This window comes from Paraburkholderia sp. BR10923 (assembly GCF_040948765.1).
In the GTDB taxonomy this organism is placed as follows: Bacteria; Pseudomonadota; Gammaproteobacteria; order Burkholderiales; family Burkholderiaceae; genus Paraburkholderia; species Paraburkholderia youngii.
On the sequence record NZ_JBFPKO010000032.1, the window covers coordinates 25,106 to 42,549 of the forward strand.

A 17,444-nucleotide genomic window follows, 5' to 3' on the forward strand; every position below is an offset into this window, starting at 1 on the left:
TACGCGCCGGTTTCAGGGTTTTGCCAACCGAACTGGGGCCGACCATCAATGCAAAAGATGACGAGTCCAGCGGGCAGGTCAATTTCGCTGGGTTTGGCTTCAGGTCTCACTGTTTGCCCTCCGCGCAGCGCGCTTTTTCGCGCCGAGCTGCTGGTTGCAGGCAGGGCATGTGAAGCGACTGTGCATTTCAATCTTCGCGTCGTTGTTTGACACGACGTAATGCGTGCTGCATGTGCGGCAAGGCGCGACGGTCAGGCGAGCATCGGCTGCCATCGAACGGATCAGGTTCCATCCGCGGTCCGGCATGATGACCCGATTGCCGCCGAATAGGCGGTCGTAGACATCATTGGTTGCGAGCAGCGCCTCGGCCGGATTCGCTCCCATGGCAGTTGCCGATCGATACAACCACGCGTAGACGGTAGCGTGCAGCCGATGGACCGGAGTTTCGACAAACCATGAGAGCGACGTTGCCGTGTTGCCGCATGGCGAACTCTTGCCGTGGATCTCGCTGTAGCGCGTTCGCATCTGATGCTGGTTCAGACCGAAAAGGTTCGAGGCCGTTGAGGCGCGCAGACCGTAGGCCATCATCGCGCTGGCGTAGGCCTCGTTTTTCAGGCGCCCGAGACGAAGTTCTCCCCATTGAGCAGCGTAAGGAAGAATTCCAACGCGAGAGGGCGAGGTCAACATGATCTGGTGGGCAATCATCTCGTCAGTCAGGGTGCTGCCGGCGAACTCCCACCAGAACGTTGGACTGTTGAAACGCCAGCGGAACAGCGGCAATTCCTTCATCCGGCCCAGCGCCAACCGTAGCTTGTGCGTCGGGACAGAAATCAGATACTTCGCGACCTCGGTCGAAATGCCTAGCAGCGGGGCACTCAGCACGCTGACGTTGAGCACCTGCGTGACAAGCGAAACAAATGCGGAATTCTGCTGGTTCACCGCGTAAGCCATCAGTGAGTCAAGCTGAGGCGTCTTGCGGCGAAGCACATCGACAGCCACGGTGGTGGCAGTGTTGTCGACGAAGCACCGCCAGTCCTCGACGGTCTTCAGCGTCGGCTCGACCATCAAAAACGGCGCGCGCAGCAGGTTTCGAAGCGAGGACTGGTTGAGCTGAAGCTGCTCGATCTCTTTGCGCTCGACATTGAAGACCTCGTTGAACCGACTGTCCTGCTTGAGCAACCACTTCATGTGGTCGACCAGATTGAAGTTTGCAACCTGAATTTGGCCGGTGAGCCATTCCGGCACATAGAACCGGTCAATCGCCCGGTAACCGTCTTTGTTGTTCACTGCGTTTTTTCCTTGTCTCTCAAACACATCAGTTGCCTGCAGAGTCAGGCCGCGCGAGCTGCTGCCAGCAATTCCCGGTGAAACTTGCCCGTAAGATCGGCCAGTCCCGTCAGAAGTCCCTTAAAGCGGCCGAGCGAACCGTCGGCCGTGACCAGCAGTTGAACGCTGTGGAATTCCTGAATGAACGAGCCGAAACGTTCTACCAGCCCGGCAACCCGCTTTTCAACGGCCGCTTTCTGATCGATTTCCGCTTCCTGTTTTTTCTTGAGCTCGGTCAGTTCCGCGAGGCGCTTTTGCGCTGCTTCACATTCACTGGTGAGCCGGCTGAGTTCCTCGAACCGGGTTTTCGCAGCGCTCTCAAGATTCCGAAGGTGCTCGGGCGTGACTTCGACCTCAACTTCTCTGATCGTGACCTTTTCATGGGCTTCGGCAAGCTCACGCCTCTTGGCCTGGACTTCACGTTCAAGCGTCGCAATGGTGCTTTGCAGGCCGCTCGCGGTCTGTTCGGCTGAGGCAAGGTCGACCATGGTCTTCCTCAGCTTCTCGCGGTCCTGCTGGACTTCATGATTCAGACGCTTCGCTTCCGCTGCGAGCCGCTCGTTATCGCTCTTCGCGTCGTCAAGCTGGCCATAGATTTCGGACAGCTGGCTCGTAACGGTAGCGAGGGCGCTCTCCTTCTCCACGAGGCGATCCTCGTAGCTCTCGATGATCTTCTTGATGTCGCGCTTGCTCAGATCGGGATTGTCGCGCTTGGCGTCAATGACCATCTCTACGACTTCGTCACTCTTGTTTACCAGCAGCTGCATGTCAGTGATCGACAGCATTTCGACCGCGCCGCTGTTCTTGCTGAAACGCTCGTAGCAGCGAATGTAGAGGTAGACCGAGTCGCGTTTCTTGCGGAACGTTCCTTCAAGGAAGCTGTAGACAAGCTCGGCTGCCTTTTTGCGGACCTGCTTTGTATCACCGTACGTGCTCACGAAGTGGCCCTCGATCCGCGTTCGGATGTGGTAGAACGAGCCTCCGATGCGCATGTGTTCGAGAAGAATCTTTTTCGTCGAGTGCGCGACTTCCTCGGCTTCTTCTGCGATCGAAGCACGCAGTCCGGCCGATATCTCATCGCCACCGAAGAACTCATTGACCTTCTGGCCAATTTCATGTTCGGACGGCACATGGGCGAAGGCGAGGGGCAATTCCCGCTCAACATTGCCGTCATTGCCCTCAGGACGGGTAGGATCGAAATCGTCCTCGTCGCCTGCTGTAACCGGGACATTCTTTTTGGTCATGTTGTTCTCTCTTCTTTTCGTGCTCGTTACTGATCTTTTCCTGCTTTTTTTGCAGGCGCCAAGGCCATTCGCCGGATCGTTCGAAAGCGGGTGCAACCTGTTTTCCCGAAATGCACCGCCTCAGAATACGCGCCGTTTCGTTGCTGCCATCCCGCTAAGAAGCTCAGTTTCATGCAGCTTTCACAGGAATGAAGTACGGGAATCCGACGGCCAGACAGTTGATTCGGCAAACATTTCTGAAACTTTAGGTAGCGATCGGTATTTTTTTAGGGTTTTCCCTCAGTTTCATCCGGTGCCTTTCTATGGCAGCGGGCGCTGTTTCGGCGACGGCCAGGACAGCCCGTCGCGCGTGAAGCACATTCACAGGCCGGTTGGTTGTGGAGGCGTACTCGGACTTTCGGGCGCGAAGCCAGTGACGCAGATCGGCTGCCCGCATCATGTTTAAAGGAAGGGCGGAGGACAGGTCGCAATGAGCGTGAGGGAATGCCGCCACCCCTTCCACTGGCCAGGTCCCCGGCAGAATTGACCGCAGAAAAGCGACCTTCGAGCGGTTCTGTTGCATCGGTGAGCGCCGTACATCTCTCAGTCCGTCAACCCCGGTACGCACGACCGTCTGTAGGTCTTGCCCTGGTTCAATGCGACCCGCCCAGTTTTTCGTCTCCACAACGAAGATGCCGAAAGGCGTCACGACAAGATGATCGACCTCGGCAGTCGGAAATTCGGCCCCCGGCGCATGATTGAGCAGAAGGGGGCCCGGATGCAGATAGAAGTTGTCGCCGCAGAGCCATTGCAAAGCGGCATGGAGCTCGGTCTGAACGGCAGCTTCACCTTCGTCGCCGCTACGCTGGCTGCGCGTTGCGGGGGGATGGCTGGAATTCGACTGGGGTCGGCGCCTGAGTGCCCGATAGACGAATACGCACCCGGTTACGAGAAAAATGTACGTCAGCATCGTGAAACCTCGCGGAGTGAAGATGATTCCAGTCTGCCGCGAAAATTGAGAAGTCAAGTCGTCGCCGGAACGACTGTGGTGTTGACGCCGCCGTCGACTCGACGGTGTCTGCATTGGCCATATCCCTTGATGCGCCGGGGCATCCGTCGCGCATTCGGCCGATTTGACGTCGCTCCTCGAAAATACATGTGCAGCACTTACATGTGCCTTTCCGCCAATCCTTTCTTCTTGCCTTCATGCACCCCCGGAAAGCTATAGGATTTAGTCGAGCTTTCTTGGCGAAGACGTTGAGCCGGCTCAGACAGGTCTGCCCAACGGGTGCGCATCTCCAGGACATTCAAAGCTGTACGACATTGGCGAGCATTTGCGGCTTCCAGCAACTGACTGAGCGCTAACCTTGCACTATCCATTGGCGTCCTGCGACGCATCGACCTGCCGCGAGTGATCGCGCGCTACCTGCTTTTCCCATCTCCGTCTTTTTCCTGCCGCAAGAGCTTTGGTGCGCGTCCGTGTGGACGCAGACCAAAGCGCTTCGCGCCTGAGTTTCCTTGCTCTTCGAGCATCGAAACCACCGGACGTTGGTCCGGACATTCCCTGTTGATTATTTTTCTAGAGAGAAAAATGCTGAAGGTCCATTTCAAAGACTCAATCAAGTCGCCAGGCAAGGTGCTGGCTCTGTGTTTCATCGCGTATTTCGCGACCATTTCATTTGTCGTTTCCGGCTTTCTTGTTCTTCTGGCTGCCCATTGGGTAGTCAAGAAAATGAAGAAGAAGGGGAAGGCCATTCTGCAGGCGGAAGCGGATGCGGAAGCGGCTCGCATCGAGACTGAAAAACTCGCTGCCCGAGCTGCGGGCGAAACGAAAGTGCCAGTTGCATCTGCCGCAACTGCAGCCGCCAACGACAGCAATATGAAGCCGACGCCGATGAAGCAGTACGCAAAATCGGCTGTCGTTGTTCCGTTCAAGAACGGTACCCGTTAATCGGCCTACCGTTGTTATCTACCGTCACCTGGGCCTCGCGCCTCTGGTGACGGCACCCTTCACCCTGCCGGGAATCGCATTCCCGGACACGGGCCATGAGATTGCCGGCGCCACCGGAGCAATCCCATGGAAATGCATGTGGCTGCCTGGCAGCTGGACATGTTCGGCGATTCATCGCCTGTTGTCGTAACCCCTCCCAAGCCTGATCCGCTGCCCGATCCGCATCTTTGGAGCGAGTCGGTGCGCGCAAAGATGGTTGATGCGCTCATCTCACTCGCCAGCGACAGTCGTCGCGGCGATAACATGCTCGAGTCGCTGATGGATTGCGCAGACCTGCTGTCCGAACGTCTACGCAACCGCAAGATCGATGTCGATGACTACCGCGCGACGCTGGGCTGGATCATGGGTTACTGGGATGGCGCGCTGCCCTATCTCTATGTGTGCAAGGTCAACGGCGTTGATCCGGAGATCCTGCAGGACGCAATTCTTAGCACGCCGCTACTTCTGCGCGATTTGCGCGAAGTTCAGCGCGTTTGCTTTGGCACGTTGCTATAGGAGCGAGTCATGGCGAACGCAGTAACGCTTTTTGCCCGCGTCATGGCGGACCTCTTCAACGGCAAATCTGCAAGCGAGCCCTCCGGGTTTTGCGCGCAGACGAACCCGCAGCCGGACGCACCAGATCCACAACCGACGGACGGGAATGACACCACGGCCAGCACGGTTGGGCAGGGCGCGCCGAACGAGACCGTTGTAACAATCGGCGACATCCCCCATCTGTTCGTCGATGAAGGCGATCACGTCGTCCAGTTCAGTCCTGCTTTCGACGACCACTCAGAGGAAACCGAGTTCGGTATGAAGATCCTCCCCGATCTCGCGCCGCACTGGGCGCAGCGTGCCGTGCACCGGTGTCCGCTCAAGGAGGCGGTAGCTGCCGCGATCCGCCACAACGGCAATCCACCTGCCACCAGTCCTCCGGCTCAGAGCAAGCGGCTCGGCAACGGCCATCCTGATCCATCAGCCGGAAGCGAAGAAGCGTTTGAGGCCGAACCGGCCGTGCCAACGCGATCGCGCCGCAACGACACCGCGGACGCGTCGAACGTCGTTGGCCGCATCGTTTCATGGGGCGAAGAGCGCTTTCCCGATCGCAAGAAGCCGGGGCGCTTTTACAAATCCTTCGCGATGCATATCGACACCAGCGCTGGTGAGCGAACGCTGCAAGGCGAAGGCCTGAAGGAAGCGATCGCGGAAAGCCGCTGTGTTGTTGGTGATGTCGTCTCTGTACGTCGCACCGGGAAAGTCAAGGTTCCCGCGATCCGCACGGATGGCTCACCAATTGTCAAGGACGGCAAGCCGCTCATGTGGGACAAGTGGCTATGGTCAATATCTAATTAGAGGAACAACAAATGGCATCTGTCAATAAAGTGATTCTCGTCGGAAACCTCGGCGCGGACCCTGAAGTTCGATATCTTCCAAGCGGTGACGCAGTGGCGAACATTCGTCTTGCGACGACCGATCGCTACAAGGACAAGGCGTCGGGCGAGATGAAAGAGGCGACAGAATGGCACCGCGTCTCATTCTTCGGGCGCCTCGCCGAAATCGTGTCAGAGTATTTGAAGAAGGGCTCGTCGGTGTATATCGAAGGGCGTATTCGCACCCGCAAGTGGCAGGCGCAGGACGGTACCGACCGCTACTCGACGGAAATCGTTGCCGACCAGATGCAGATGCTGGGCGGCCGTAGCAGTGACGAAAGCGGCGGCGACTTCGAACAGCGTAGCGGCTCGCGCGCACAGCGACCCGGTCCGGCCTCGCGTTCTAATGATTCGGGTCAGTCGCACGCAGGCGCCCGCGGGCAACTTCCGCAGCCGTCTCATAGCGGCGGTGGTTTCGACGAAATGGACGATCCGATCCCGTTCTGAGGTTTTGTAACCGCCGAGCTGCATGGCTTGCGATCTGATCCCGGAAAGGCTCACCTTTTCCTGATCCTTCTCCCGTAACACCTCACCATCGCAACGACATGCCTTCGGGCGTGTCGTGCGACGGACCTTCTGCACTGGCCGTTCGGGCCTGCCTCCTTCTCTGTCCAGCCAGCACGTCTGCTGAAAAAAGTTGCCCGCCAGTGCGCGGACTGCTTTTTTGAGCACGCGTTCTTACGCCTGTCTCAGGCATCGACCCCAACCCACTTCCACCTAGGAGAGTGACAATGAGTACATCTGGACGCGGGCTTTCACCCGAGAAGTACGAGTGGCTGCAACGCAAGCTGAAGGAATTCAGTCTCTCTCCGGAGGCGTGGATTTCGACATTGATGAGCTATGGCATTTCTGGCGATTCTCTGACTGGCAACGGGGCTCCGTGCCCGATCTGTGGTGGTGAAGACCGTTTTACATATGACAACAGGAACGGCCGTGGTGACTGGGTTTGTCGCCAGTGCAACGACGGACGTCCAAGCGCTGGCGACGGCTTGCAGCTCATCGCGAAAGTAAGCGGCATCGGACTCTATCGCCTGATGCGCCAACTCGATGGTGGCTTGCCGCCGCCGCCGCCCGCCACCTGCAACAAGAAGGCACCTGAGCCCAAGCGCAAAGTCGATCCCGCGTTCGTTGAGAAGATCCTCAACATGACATGGGAAAAGGATTGTGCGCCGCTCGAGGCCGGTGGATTCGCCATGCAGTATCTCAAAGGGCGTGTGCCAGGGTTGTCGGTTGAACCGTCGAAGGCTTTGCGCTTTGGCATGCTCGAATACCGGGACAACGACAAGACGGTGCTTGGCACCTGGCCCGGTATCGTCGCGCGCTATGTGTTGCCTGACGGACGGCTCGGCACATTGCACCGGACGTATCTTGACCACCATGTGCCCAAGAAGGCCACGATCGTCTCAGCAGATGGGGAGATTCTTGATTCCAAGAAGAACCACATGACGCTGAATTCCTTGCCTGGTGGCGCTGTTCGACTGATGGACCCGGTCGATGGCGAAATCGGTGTAGGGGAGGGGCTTGAATCGGCGTACGGCGCGCATATGGAATTCGGTGTGCCGGCCTGGTACTGCCTGAACAAGGATCTTCTGCGGCAGTTCGTTGTTCCTCGCGGGCTCGGTATCAAGGTCGTCCATATCTTCATGGACTTCGACGAAATCGATCCGAAGACTCGAAAGTCGCCGGGCGTCGCGGCGGGAATGGAGCTCGCAACGCGCTTGCGTGCCGAGGGATATTCCGTTGTGCTGCATCGTCCGAAGCGTCGTGGGCACGACTACTGCAATGAGTGGAATGAGTTGTGGCAGCTCAGGCGCAACTCGTCGCTGCACAGGCAGCATCGTTATGTGGATATGCGGCAAGCTGTCGCCGCTTAAGTATTGCGCCGGCGTACTGGCGATCTTCAAACCTGCCCGATGGGGATGTTCCCCATCGGGGATGTCTTGTCGGGCCAATTTCGATGGAGTAGAAAATGGCTTCGTTCCAGGTTCTCGTGGGGAGCTTTGCAATCGTCGCAACCAACGGCGCTGCGGGTGGCCGTCAGCGTGTAGGAAAGTCGGATGCCGTCGCTTTCGACGTTATCGACCGGACCGCCTGTGGCAACACCGCCTATGCGTGTCGCGATCAGTCTTTTCCAGATGCGTGGGACTTTTGTACACGCCGACTTCTTGTTACTGCGGCTCCACGCTCGCATTGATCCAGAAAAGCGAAACGGCCCCCCAGATGTTGGGGGAGCCGTTTTTTTTTGCCTGCGCGCTCCGTTCATTTCATGATCGCGACGCAGACTGCAACAACGACGGCAAAGACTTTCCACATGCGCCAAAGTTCGCTCGACCAGAGCGCGCCAGCGGCACCAGTCAGCAGCAGCACGACGCACAGATCATTGTTGACGTGCATGCTCGCCAGCATCGCGGCAAACCACCAGAGCGCGAGCGACGCGCCGAATATGATCGCGCGGCGTGTGAAGAACGGAAGCGCCATGAACTTCGTATAGCAGACCGTCAGCCGATCCATTGCGTTCACTCCTTGGATTTGGTTTTCGCCACGTGTTCTACGGCATCGAGGCTGTACCAGCCGGCAATACCAGCAGCAACCAGAGTTGCAATGAACAGCCAAGAGCGCGGTTCAGTCAGTGGCAGGCCGTTACGCACGATTTCGATTAATTCCAGCATTTTCGCCCCCTAAGATCGGTAGCCGCTTCGATGCACCGCACGTCGCGCGATGAACATCGAAGCCATGACCCATCTTCGCATTACCACGGCGAAGTCAAGTTTCTATCAGAAGAACGCACCAAAGGCGTCGGCGATCTGATCGACGTCGTGCCCCCCAGGCTCATCGGTCCCGTTGATTGAGCGCAGCTCGTCTTCTTCGATGACCGCTTCCGTGGCAACGCGCGTGGCGGCCGCACGTTGATCGACTGCCTCGGGCGCAATCACATTGCGCGCGATCACGGCGGCGGGATAGACGGCACGCACCGCGACTTGCCGCTCGAAGTCTAAGGTGACGCAATTTTCCCGCAACGCGGCTTCGGCCAAGGAGCGCAGCAGCGCCGCACGTTCCCTGTACGAGCTTGCCTGCCGGAGTCTGGCATGAAGGAGAGGCGTGGTCACCGCGTCAATGACCAGCTTCATGTCGAACTTTTCGCTCATGCTTTTGCAGTGGCGCGCTCGCGGGTAAGCCCGGCTTCGCCGACGATCAGGAATCCCTTGGCGTTCGCCGTGCAGGGTGAGTCTATGACCTCGAGCGTCACGCGTGGGAACGCCTTCCGGATTGCAGGTGCATACAGCGCACCACCGCCGCCGGACAGAATGATCGAGCGCACGTTGGTGAGCTGGCCGACGTTGTTTTGCATTTCCTTGACAACACCAGCGATGACCGGTTGCGACTGGTCGAGATATGGATCAAGGTCGATATCGTTGCCATAGAAAAAGAACGGCTTGCGCTCGCGCAACGCCTTGTCGATGCGTTCGATGTCCTCGACCTGTTCGTCCTGGTCGCGCGAGATGAGTGCCGCGATGCGCTGATAGATCTGGGATGCGCCGCCTGGGATACCGTCGCTGCGCTTATCGTCCATCGTGAATCCGTTGGCATAAACCCAGTCAGTCGTGAAGTAGCCCACGTCGATCACGAGGTGGGCGCTCTCGCGACCGAACTCACCCTGACGGTTAGAAGATGCTGCGACAAGCGAGCCGAGCGGTTGCGGGATGACTACCACCTTATCGATCGTAATGCGACCCGGGCCGTAGTCGAACGTGCCGGTGAAGCGATCACGCAGTGCGCCGGAGTACTTCTTCATGTTATGAACGGGCAAACCAAGGACCAGGCGCTCGATATGGGTGACGTCCGCGAAATGAATCGCGCCGAATAGAAGGGCTGCGTAGTTATCGGACAGCACAAAATCGTTCGACAGCGCGCGGCCGGTGTTGCCGTACGCTGCCGTGAGCGAAACGTCGGGCCCAACCTCGTATTCGATCTGCTCGATAACGATGGTCGCGACCTTGCGCGAGGCGAGCACGCTGTCGCCATAGCCGGACAGTGCACGGCTTGCGGCGAGCGGCGCAAGGGAAGGGAACATGCCCGTGGCGATGGTGCCGCTCGCTGCCCGGTGAGCGTGTTTGGTGTTGCCGTAACCGACGTCGATTGCAAAGACCGAAGTTTTCAAGGTGACTCCATGCGTTGAGTTGAACCACGCTCCGAAGTGATAGAAAACTGACAGATAAGTGTCAGTTTGAATCGCCCCGGTCGCGCGGCACCGGCGAACTATCAGATAACTGACACTTAAGTGTCAGTTCGAGTGTTGCGCCGGGCTTTCTGAGCAAACTGACACTTTTCTGTCAGTTCTACCTGGTTTCAGTCTAGCGAGCGCGTAGCGAAGTCAAGTCGACGAAAGCCGACCGGTTCTGACCATCTTTCGGCATGCACTGCTTGCGCGACTGGCCCTATCCTTGGCATACCTACCGCGTCCCAGACGCATCGAATGCGAGTGCAAGGCACTCGCTCGTCCCTATCCCTGGCCCGCAACAGGCCGAGAAGTACCCCACTGACCGGGCCGCACAGTGATGCGGCCTTTTTCTGAAGCAAATCAAGTCCATGGTGGTCCACGTTGAGGACACCCGGACACTGCGATATCCATACGATTGGCGGCGGTTTGCCGCGTTGTGACGCGTTGAGGACATGTGGAGAGACCGGACACCGGACACTTTCTACATCTCGGCGGCGTCTGCACACGCCCTTACAGCGACGGCTGGGTGCGCTCACGAAACCCGATACACCGCGGCGGAGATGAGTGACTTTGGGGGCGGGGGAAGCCTTGCGGACCGGCAAGACCGGATAACCGCGATTCCCTGACGGAAGAGGACACGGCGCGCGCGGCCGTACACAAAACGCGTACAGGTATTGCCCGGCAATTAGCACTGGCCCGGAGCTCCGCGAAGCGGAACACGGTTCACAGGCGCGAAAGCGTGACGCTGGCAGGGTAGCCACGAAGCTGCATTGAGCGGGAAGTGTTTCCACGCAGCGCGAAGGCAGCGATGCCCCGCGCGAAATGCATCGGTGGCGGATTGCGCGAAGCGCGATTCGTGCTGATGGGCGGCAGGTTGGACAGTCGGAATGCATGATCTTCTCATGCATCTGGTTGATCGGATGGAATCGCTAAAGGACAGGAAGGCAGGACCCAAGCGACGGGGCTACGGCGCAGCCGCCACAGTGGCGGGCAACAAAGGGCAAACCGGGTGGTCGGGTGACGGCATCGGGTAGGGATGTCGCGAACATCGGGCTGGATAATGGCACGCAGAGGCAGCGCGGCGGCGCCGCAAGGGATTACCGCATGAGCGCAATTCTCAATGTGAGAGCGATCGTCAACGGCTATGGTTTTGGTCCCGAATTCCGGGATGCGCTCCTCAAACTGTTCGACGAGAACGTTGCGCGCGTTCATAGCACCACGCGAATCAGCAAGCGCGCGTTGTCGATCAAGACGCAGGAATATCGCGCTGCCAAACTGTGTAAGGCGTTCAAGGAACTGCGCGAGGGCGGTTACGCTCTTCAGACGCCCTGGTCGCTTAAACGCAAGCACGTGAAATTTCTGGTCGACTCGTGGGTGGCGGCTGGTCAGAGCGGCGGGACGATAGAAAACAAGCTGACGTATTTTCGGGCGATGGCGCATTGGATGGGCAAGACAAATCTGATTGGCTCGCTTGACGACTACGCGGACCGAGAGGCGCTCGGTCTGAAACGGAGTTACGTGGCAAAGGAGGATAAATCGTGGCAGGCGCATGGCGTCGATGCCGTCGCGAAGATCGAAGAGATCGCGCAAACGTGTCCGCACACAGCGGTTCAGCTGAAAATGCAGGCCGCGTTTGGCTTGCGCATCGAAGAGAGTTTTATGCTCCGCCCTGTGGAAGCAGTGCGAAATTGGACACTGCTGGCAGTGACGCGTGGCACGAAAGGGGGTAGGCCGCGCGAGGTGCCGATCGAGACCAAGATCAGGATACTGGAAGAGGCTGCGATGCTCAGCAACGGTCTCACGGGCTCGACAGTCCCCGCAGATAGGACCTTAGGTCAATGGCGTGACTGGTACTACTACGTCCTCGAAAAACACGGGATCACCAAAAAAGGCATGGGCATTACCAGTCACGGTCTTCGGCACGAATATCTGCAAACGCTCTATCAAGATACCACTGGTGTACCGGCGCCAATTAAGCGAGCTGGTGAACGGCCAGATCCACAGCTACATGAACAGGCGATGCGCCGCGTCGTCGAGGCCGCGGGTCACTCCCGGCTGAGCAAGGCGGGCGCGTACCTGTCAACCTTTGCCATGCAGGATCGGCGGCAGAAGAAGCTGCCGACTATAGACGACGCGCGCAACGCCGTGACCGCGGCCGCCGGCAACAAGAGTCATGCCGCGAAGGCGTTGGGAATTTCGCGGCAGGCACTGTACCGGATACTGGGTGCCGCGGACAAATAGCATTGCCGAGGCCCGTGGAAATGGGCCCCAAAATTGTGTGTCATACACACCGCTTCTCGCGCAACTGCTCCCCCACAATATGAATCGTCTCTCGGGTTCCGGCATTGGCCGTAGGAACATGTTGGAACCAGTTCACAGCCGGCTCGCGTAGCCGGCTCTTTTTTTCCCGGGTTCGTGACGGCGCGTCAACTGGCAGCTGACCCTGCTTCAACCAGTCGCGTTGGACTCAGTTGGGAAAGGCGATCGCGGCCAAAAGGCGGCGAATATGTTCGTATCGCACGCCGCGGCCAACCTGCCATCACCAACGATCCCTATCCGGCATTCCGTCGATCGCCAGTGCAATCCTGTCTTCGAACATCAGGTCGGAGTGCTCGCGCGGTGTAGGTATCGTCGGAAACTGGATGTAGCGATTGCCGTCGACGTCCAACCACTTTACGAGTTGGACCAGCTTGCGGTATCGCGCGGCGTCGCGAAGCACCGGCTCGATTGGCCAGCTGTCGATCGTCGAAACCGAAGCGTCGACCAGCCTTTGGGCGAGCACGGCGAACAGCGGTCCTCGCGTCTCCCAGTCCTCGTCATTGCGGGCCAGCATGTCAATAACCATCTGGGTGTCGCAGGCGCCAAGCTCCTTCTCGACGAGATCGCGCAGGTCACCCTCGGTGATTTTGGGTCTGCTCAAACGCCTGTTCCAGATCACCGCTGCTTCTTTCAAAGCGTCGGCCTCATTGTTGGCGTATGGGAACCACGGCGTCGACATCCCGCAGTCGGCGCAATAGATGCAGGCAAGCCTCTCGGTTTGAGGGGCGAAGGGCGGGCGGGGCACAGTATCCCCGATCTTGGGCGGTCCCGCGCGGCGTCCAAACTGGCCATAGTCAAAGCCGGACTGGCCGACTTCGGCAACGATCCGTTGAGACAGGCCGACCGTTCCGCGTCCGCCGCAGTGATCGCATGGATAGAGCTGTTCGTACATTGTCCGGGTCTTCGCCGTGCATTTATTGGGAGATGTTTGCACGCATTATCGTTGGACATTGGACGCGCGAAAAGCCGAAATACAACCGGTAATGTTCCGTTTTACGTATGACGAATACTTTCAGGAACATCGTCATGAACGCTGCCGTCCAGCCCCCGACCGGCGGATTTCTTGCCGACGCGGTCCATCGGCTGTCTGGAGGGGTTAGAGCCGGGCGCCCATTCGCCCCATTGCTTGAAGAAGAACGGGACCTCCACGGCAGTGCACTGGTCGCGCAGCGAGCGCGCCCAATCGGGATGCATTGGCCGGGCGCCGTGTCCGCTTTCGCCGCCGACAATCACCCAGTCCAGCGCCTCGAGGGCGTTGGTGTGGTCGCGCCAGTCACTGCCCGCGAACATGCCTTCGAAGCTCACCGGGCCCAGCAGCGGCTCCATGGAAACGAAGCGCACCCGCGCTGGCACCGCAAGCAGCTTCGGGATGTCGCGATCGGCCTCGGCCTGATTGACGACTGTCGCGCCGAGCCAGACGTTGTCGCGACCCGCGAGCCAGTCGCGCGATCGCGCATGAGCGACCATGTCGGACACATTGCCGATGCGCTTCGTGAGCAACAGCCAGTCGAGATCTGGCGTGCGCTCGATCAATTCGAACAGATCGCGGCGCCATAGCGGATCGACCTCGTTGTCGAACACGTCGGCGAGCGATGCGCAGAACACCCGCTGCCGGCGACCATGCTTCGCGAAGAACTCATCATGCTGCGCATTCCACTGCAGCGGCTTGCGCCAGTTTGCAGCGGAGGTGCGGCGACGGGGCGCGCCCGGGCCCCAGTTGATCGGCGTTCCGCCGGCGAAGCGCGCGTTGCGCGTTTCCGCATAACAGTGATCGCAACCGGGGCCGACCTTCTGGCAGCCTTCCCACGAATTGAAGGTGTGGCCGGTCCATTCGATCTTGCTGTTCTCGCTCATCCCGACTCCCGCTCAGACAGTTTCGACATCGTGAGAATGTACCGCCAGCGTGCCGCACTGGCGGGCGCGCTTTTCGATCGCGTCCAGCCATGGAAGAAACGCCGCGTCGCCGAGATCGGACGGCGCGCAGGTCGGGACGATCAGATGTTCGATGTGATCGCCCGCCGGGTTGATCGCGTCGAGCGTCTTCGCGTCCGGCACGACCCAGAAATACCAGCGCTGCACGAAGTACCACCAGGTTTTCGCGCGCTCGAGCTCGGCCCACGTCGCGCTGAAATCGAGGACTGACCCGACTGCACTGAAAAACACGCAGCGCACGCCATGGGGCGTGGTCGCGGCGACGACTATCTGGCGGCCCGAAGAAAGTGATTCAGGATCGTGGCCGGCGCAGCCCAAAGCCGGGTGGCGACCCAGCCAGTCGAGCGAGCGCGAGATTGCGCGTTCAAGGAAAAAGGTTTTGCCCAGCATCGCGGACTCCTGTAGTTGGATAGCCCGATGAGAACCGGGTGCATTTGATCTTGCCTGTCCGGCCCGGAAGTCAAGTTTCGCCGTTGCTCCGCCATCCGCTACCGCGTGCGCAGTCGTTGACCGTCGACCCACGCCTTGCGCAGTGCCGCCCTGACGTTGTCTGCCTCGTTGGGAAAATTGCGCTGTACCCATTCACTGCTCAGAACGCGCTCTTCGTCTGTCCAGTCGTTCTCATCCTCTCGCGTCTCCTCGAATGACGCGAGCGCGTTGTCGACCCGCTGCCGGATCGCGTTCAGGCGCTCCTGCAACACTGAAAGCCACTGGCGCACAGAATCGGGGCGACCGGTGAGCACGAATGGCGACGCCGCATAGCGCGTCAGATTGAGGATGTCCTGAACTACCTGGGATATCTGTTGCACGGGTACTCCTGTTCAGTGGGTCGGAGCGTCTGGAAGTCCAGCGCTTTCAATAGGAGGAACGGAATTCGACGCCCTGGTCCCAGCGGCTTTGCCAATGCTCGAGATAGCCCCGGGCGACGCCCGGGCAGTCCCAGAGCACGAGCGCGTTTTCGCTATTGCGAGACGCCGCGGCCTGGCTGTAGTTGAAGGAACCGGTTTGTACCGTCGCGCCGTCAACGATCACCACCTTGTCGTGGTGGATCGGGTAGACGCTAACGGTGCGCACGGGAATGTTCGCGTTCACGAGCAGGTTCATAGCCGCATGGGCCTTGCCGGACCAGTCCTCGCTGAGGTTGTTCTTGCCGTCGACAACGACGGCGACTTCGACGCCACGGCGCTTCGCCTGGAGCAGGTGACGCACGACATCGGGCGAGGTGAACGAATAAGCCGAAACCCGGATCGAGCGCTGGGCGCTGTCGATCGCACGGTCGACCAATGCGGCCGCGCTGCCTTCGGGCGAGAAGCCGACTTCCGGCTGGCACGCGCCACCGCCTGCTGAAGCGTGGGCGGCGGTTGCCATTACTGCGGCCACTGCCGCGCTTGTGATTGCCTTCGTGAACTGCATGGTGAGATTCCCTGTGTTGATTCGCGCGCTGGGGCGCGCCGCGCGCCAGCGACACGTACTTCCAGGGTAGGGTAGCGGGACTCTTGCGAAGTCAAGTCTCACGCATCGAAGGCGGCGGAATCTGCACCTGCGTGAGCGGCTCCCGATCGACATCCCATTCGACGGCCGGTATGCCACGCGCGAGCCGAAGCGCCCGCTTTTCCTCCTTGCGTGCCTCGTAGGCTGGAACACCGTTCATTCCATAGACCTCGATGTGCGTCCGCACGCCGGCGTCCCGTAAGACGAAGTCGGGCAACATGTCGTCCTCTGCTGACATACGAACGGGCTTTGCGAAGTCGCGCCGCTCAGTGACAAGCCGGTTGGCCATCGCGACTTCGTGAATCGAATCGCAGGGCAGGTACGCGTGAGAGCAGAGCATTGCAGCCAGATCAATAACTTTCAGGTGGCCCTTTGAAGTGCGCTCAACGAGAAGGAGGGCAACGACGCGCGCGCTGCGCTCGCCGAGGGCGCGCCACGCATGCCATAAGTCCGCGCGGCGTGCTCGATCAGGCTGGTGCTGGCGTAGTACCTGCGCGCGCTCTGACGCAGACTTACTGCGTGACCATATTGGGTCGGAGCCACCTCGCTTACCTCGCCAATGATGAGTCCGCGCCGTGTCGTTCCTTTTTCTGTCGTGAGCCGCGCGATAAAAGCATCGAATTCGGCATTGATTGCGACGCGATCGGCTTCATCGAAGCGACGCATGATGTGCAGGACGTTCTGGGCATCGGCACCGTTGATCAGGGCCGTCCCTGCCTCAGCCAGCAGCTTCGACCCACAAGGTCTGGAGGAAGGCGAGCAGGCTGGCCGAGCGCCGGCTCTGGTGGGATCGGGTTTCCGTTGCCGAGCCGCGAGAGCCGAAGGTGGTTTCTCGCGTGGTTAGCGCGGCGTCCAATTTTATGTTCAGGCCTGTGGATGTCGACAGGACGGCTGCTTTGGAGTCGCCGCCGCGGACGGAAGGTGCAACATTCGGATCTTTGAAGAACGAGCAGGCGCGATCGTGACGATGTCCATCGTCTGGCCATCCGGCCAGATGGAACAGCGACCCGTAAAACGGCGGATCACAAGCTGGAGCGAAGCAGCACCGCCGCACTCGCATGTGGCGTACCCGGGCGTTACCTTTGCGCGTTCAAGCCGCCTCACGTACCGCGCGGGATTTTCCTGAACGTCGCTTAAGGGGAATGTGCCGCCGTCGAAGCTTACGTTGAACATGTTGCACGCACCTTGAATTTGGCCGTAGAGGCGTTCGAAGGACCTCGGCGGCATCGGGCATCAAAACTGGCTCATTGAATCCGCGCGGACAAGGCGCGTAAGCCATTTTGAGCCGCGCGGCGAGCACGGTGACATGCGAAAGCTGCACGCTTGCGGGAGCTTTAAGGGTGCGCTTTGATGCGGCGAAAGCTATACGGCTTTCGGGAGCTTTCCCGGTTAAGTGGCTGAGCCGGCTCACGCTTTCTGCTGGTGCCGCGTTTTGATGCAAACCTGATAATCGCCTTGCGGCGAGTGGCCGGCAAGGAACAATCCACAGGGTTATCCAGAAAATCTTTGGATAA

The 17,444-nt window shown here is 59.4% G+C and carries 20 protein-coding genes; 6 read left to right on the forward strand and 14 right to left on the reverse strand.

The genetic code is table 11. From position 1 onward, the window contains the following. Positions 1-99: 99 nt before the first annotated feature. The 3 genes from AB3X94_RS35795 to AB3X94_RS35805 form a co-directional block, all read right to left on the reverse strand. On the reverse strand, positions 100-1,287 hold the full coding sequence (locus AB3X94_RS35795; protein WP_368613968.1) for a FlhC family transcriptional regulator: 1,188 nt from the start codon (positions 1,285-1,287) through the stop codon (positions 100-102). Between the two features lie 44 nt (positions 1,288-1,331). Continuing rightward, the gene (locus AB3X94_RS35800) at positions 1,332-2,570 is read right to left on the reverse strand and encodes a hypothetical protein (RefSeq protein WP_368613969.1); all 1,239 of its coding nucleotides are present in this window, start codon (positions 2,568-2,570) and stop codon (positions 1,332-1,334) included. 244 nt (positions 2,571-2,814) lie between these two features. Further along, the gene (locus AB3X94_RS35805) at positions 2,815-3,519 is read right to left on the reverse strand and encodes a nuclease-related domain-containing protein (RefSeq protein WP_368593663.1); all 705 of its coding nucleotides are present in this window, start codon (positions 3,517-3,519) and stop codon (positions 2,815-2,817) included. A 621-nt stretch (positions 3,520-4,140) separates the two neighbouring features. On the opposite strand from AB3X94_RS35805, the gene AB3X94_RS35810 reads away from it, so the two are divergent. The 5 genes from AB3X94_RS35810 (at position 4,141) to AB3X94_RS35830 (ending at position 7,843) form a co-directional block, all read left to right on the forward strand. Then, the gene (locus AB3X94_RS35810) at positions 4,141-4,500 is read left to right on the forward strand and encodes a hypothetical protein (RefSeq protein ID WP_368613970.1); all 360 of its coding nucleotides are present in this window, start codon (positions 4,141-4,143) and stop codon (positions 4,498-4,500) included. Positions 4,501-4,626: 126 nt separating this feature from the next. Then, on the forward strand, positions 4,627-5,055 hold the full coding sequence (locus AB3X94_RS35815; protein WP_368593665.1) for a hypothetical protein: 429 nt from the start codon (positions 4,627-4,629) through the stop codon (positions 5,053-5,055). 9 nt (positions 5,056-5,064) lie between these two features. Then, positions 5,065-5,892 carry a hypothetical protein gene (locus AB3X94_RS35820; protein ID WP_368593666.1) on the forward strand — a complete coding sequence of 276 codons (828 nt, stop codon included), beginning with the start codon at positions 5,065-5,067 and terminating at the stop codon, positions 5,890-5,892. Positions 5,893-5,903: 11 nt separating this feature from the next. Next, positions 5,904-6,416 carry a single-stranded DNA-binding protein gene (locus AB3X94_RS35825; RefSeq protein ID WP_368593667.1) on the forward strand — a complete coding sequence of 171 codons (513 nt, stop codon included), beginning with the start codon at positions 5,904-5,906 and terminating at the stop codon, positions 6,414-6,416. Positions 6,417-6,700: 284 nt separating this feature from the next. Next, positions 6,701-7,843, forward strand: a complete 1,143-nt coding sequence (locus AB3X94_RS35830; RefSeq protein WP_368593668.1) for a primase-helicase zinc-binding domain-containing protein — start codon at positions 6,701-6,703, stop codon at positions 7,841-7,843. A 385-nt stretch (positions 7,844-8,228) separates the two neighbouring features. On the opposite strand, the gene AB3X94_RS35835 is transcribed toward AB3X94_RS35830, so the two are convergent. The 4 genes from AB3X94_RS35835 to AB3X94_RS35850 form a co-directional block, all read right to left on the reverse strand. Beyond that, positions 8,229-8,480, reverse strand: a complete 252-nt coding sequence (locus tag AB3X94_RS35835; RefSeq protein WP_368593669.1) for a hypothetical protein — start codon at positions 8,478-8,480, stop codon at positions 8,229-8,231. A gap of 5 nt (positions 8,481-8,485) precedes the next feature. Further along, positions 8,486-8,638 (reverse strand): hypothetical protein, encoded by a 153-nt coding sequence (locus AB3X94_RS35840; protein WP_193727505.1) that lies wholly within the window; start codon positions 8,636-8,638, stop codon positions 8,486-8,488. A 105-nt stretch (positions 8,639-8,743) separates the two neighbouring features. After that, a complete protein-coding gene (locus tag AB3X94_RS35845; protein WP_368593670.1) occupies positions 8,744-9,115 on the reverse strand; it encodes a hypothetical protein in 372 nt (123 codons plus the stop codon). Continuing rightward, a complete protein-coding gene (locus AB3X94_RS35850; protein ID WP_368593671.1) occupies positions 9,112-10,128 on the reverse strand; it encodes a PRTRC system protein D in 1,017 nt (338 codons plus the stop codon). The genes AB3X94_RS35845 and AB3X94_RS35850 overlap by 4 nt, the downstream gene beginning before the upstream one ends. A gap of 1,164 nt (positions 10,129-11,292) precedes the next feature. Here AB3X94_RS35850 and AB3X94_RS35855 point away from each other — a divergent pair. Next, on the forward strand, positions 11,293-12,429 hold the full coding sequence (locus AB3X94_RS35855) for an integrase domain-containing protein (protein WP_368613971.1): 1,137 nt from the start codon (positions 11,293-11,295) through the stop codon (positions 12,427-12,429). 298 nt (positions 12,430-12,727) lie between these two features. Here AB3X94_RS35855 and AB3X94_RS35860 read toward each other — a convergent pair whose 3' ends face one another. The 7 genes from AB3X94_RS35860 to AB3X94_RS35890 all read right to left on the reverse strand — a co-directional run bounded on the left by AB3X94_RS35860 (position 12,728) and on the right by AB3X94_RS35890 (position 16,990). Continuing rightward, a complete protein-coding gene (locus AB3X94_RS35860) occupies positions 12,728-13,399 on the reverse strand; it encodes a Lar family restriction alleviation protein (RefSeq protein WP_368593673.1) in 672 nt (223 codons plus the stop codon). Between the two features lie 101 nt (positions 13,400-13,500). Continuing rightward, positions 13,501-14,361, reverse strand: coding sequence for a phage Gp37/Gp68 family protein (locus AB3X94_RS35865; RefSeq protein WP_368613972.1), 861 nt, complete (start codon positions 14,359-14,361; stop codon positions 13,501-13,503). Between the two features lie 12 nt (positions 14,362-14,373). Next, entirely contained in the window at positions 14,374-14,829 is a 456-nt protein-coding gene (locus tag AB3X94_RS35870) for a hypothetical protein (RefSeq protein WP_368593675.1), read from the reverse strand. 98 nt (positions 14,830-14,927) lie between these two features. Continuing rightward, on the reverse strand, positions 14,928-15,248 hold the full coding sequence (locus AB3X94_RS35875) for a hypothetical protein (RefSeq protein ID WP_368593676.1): 321 nt from the start codon (positions 15,246-15,248) through the stop codon (positions 14,928-14,930). A gap of 46 nt (positions 15,249-15,294) precedes the next feature. Next, a complete protein-coding gene (locus AB3X94_RS35880) occupies positions 15,295-15,807 on the reverse strand; it encodes a phospholipase D family protein (RefSeq protein ID WP_368593694.1) in 513 nt (170 codons plus the stop codon). Between the two features lie 136 nt (positions 15,808-15,943). Further along, entirely contained in the window at positions 15,944-16,552 is a 609-nt protein-coding gene (locus AB3X94_RS35885; RefSeq protein ID WP_368593695.1) for a DUF1173 family protein, read from the reverse strand. A 96-nt stretch (positions 16,553-16,648) separates the two neighbouring features. Further along, positions 16,649-16,990, reverse strand: coding sequence for a DUF1173 family protein (locus AB3X94_RS35890; protein WP_368593677.1), 342 nt, complete (start codon positions 16,988-16,990; stop codon positions 16,649-16,651). Positions 16,991-17,444 lie beyond the last annotated feature (454 nt).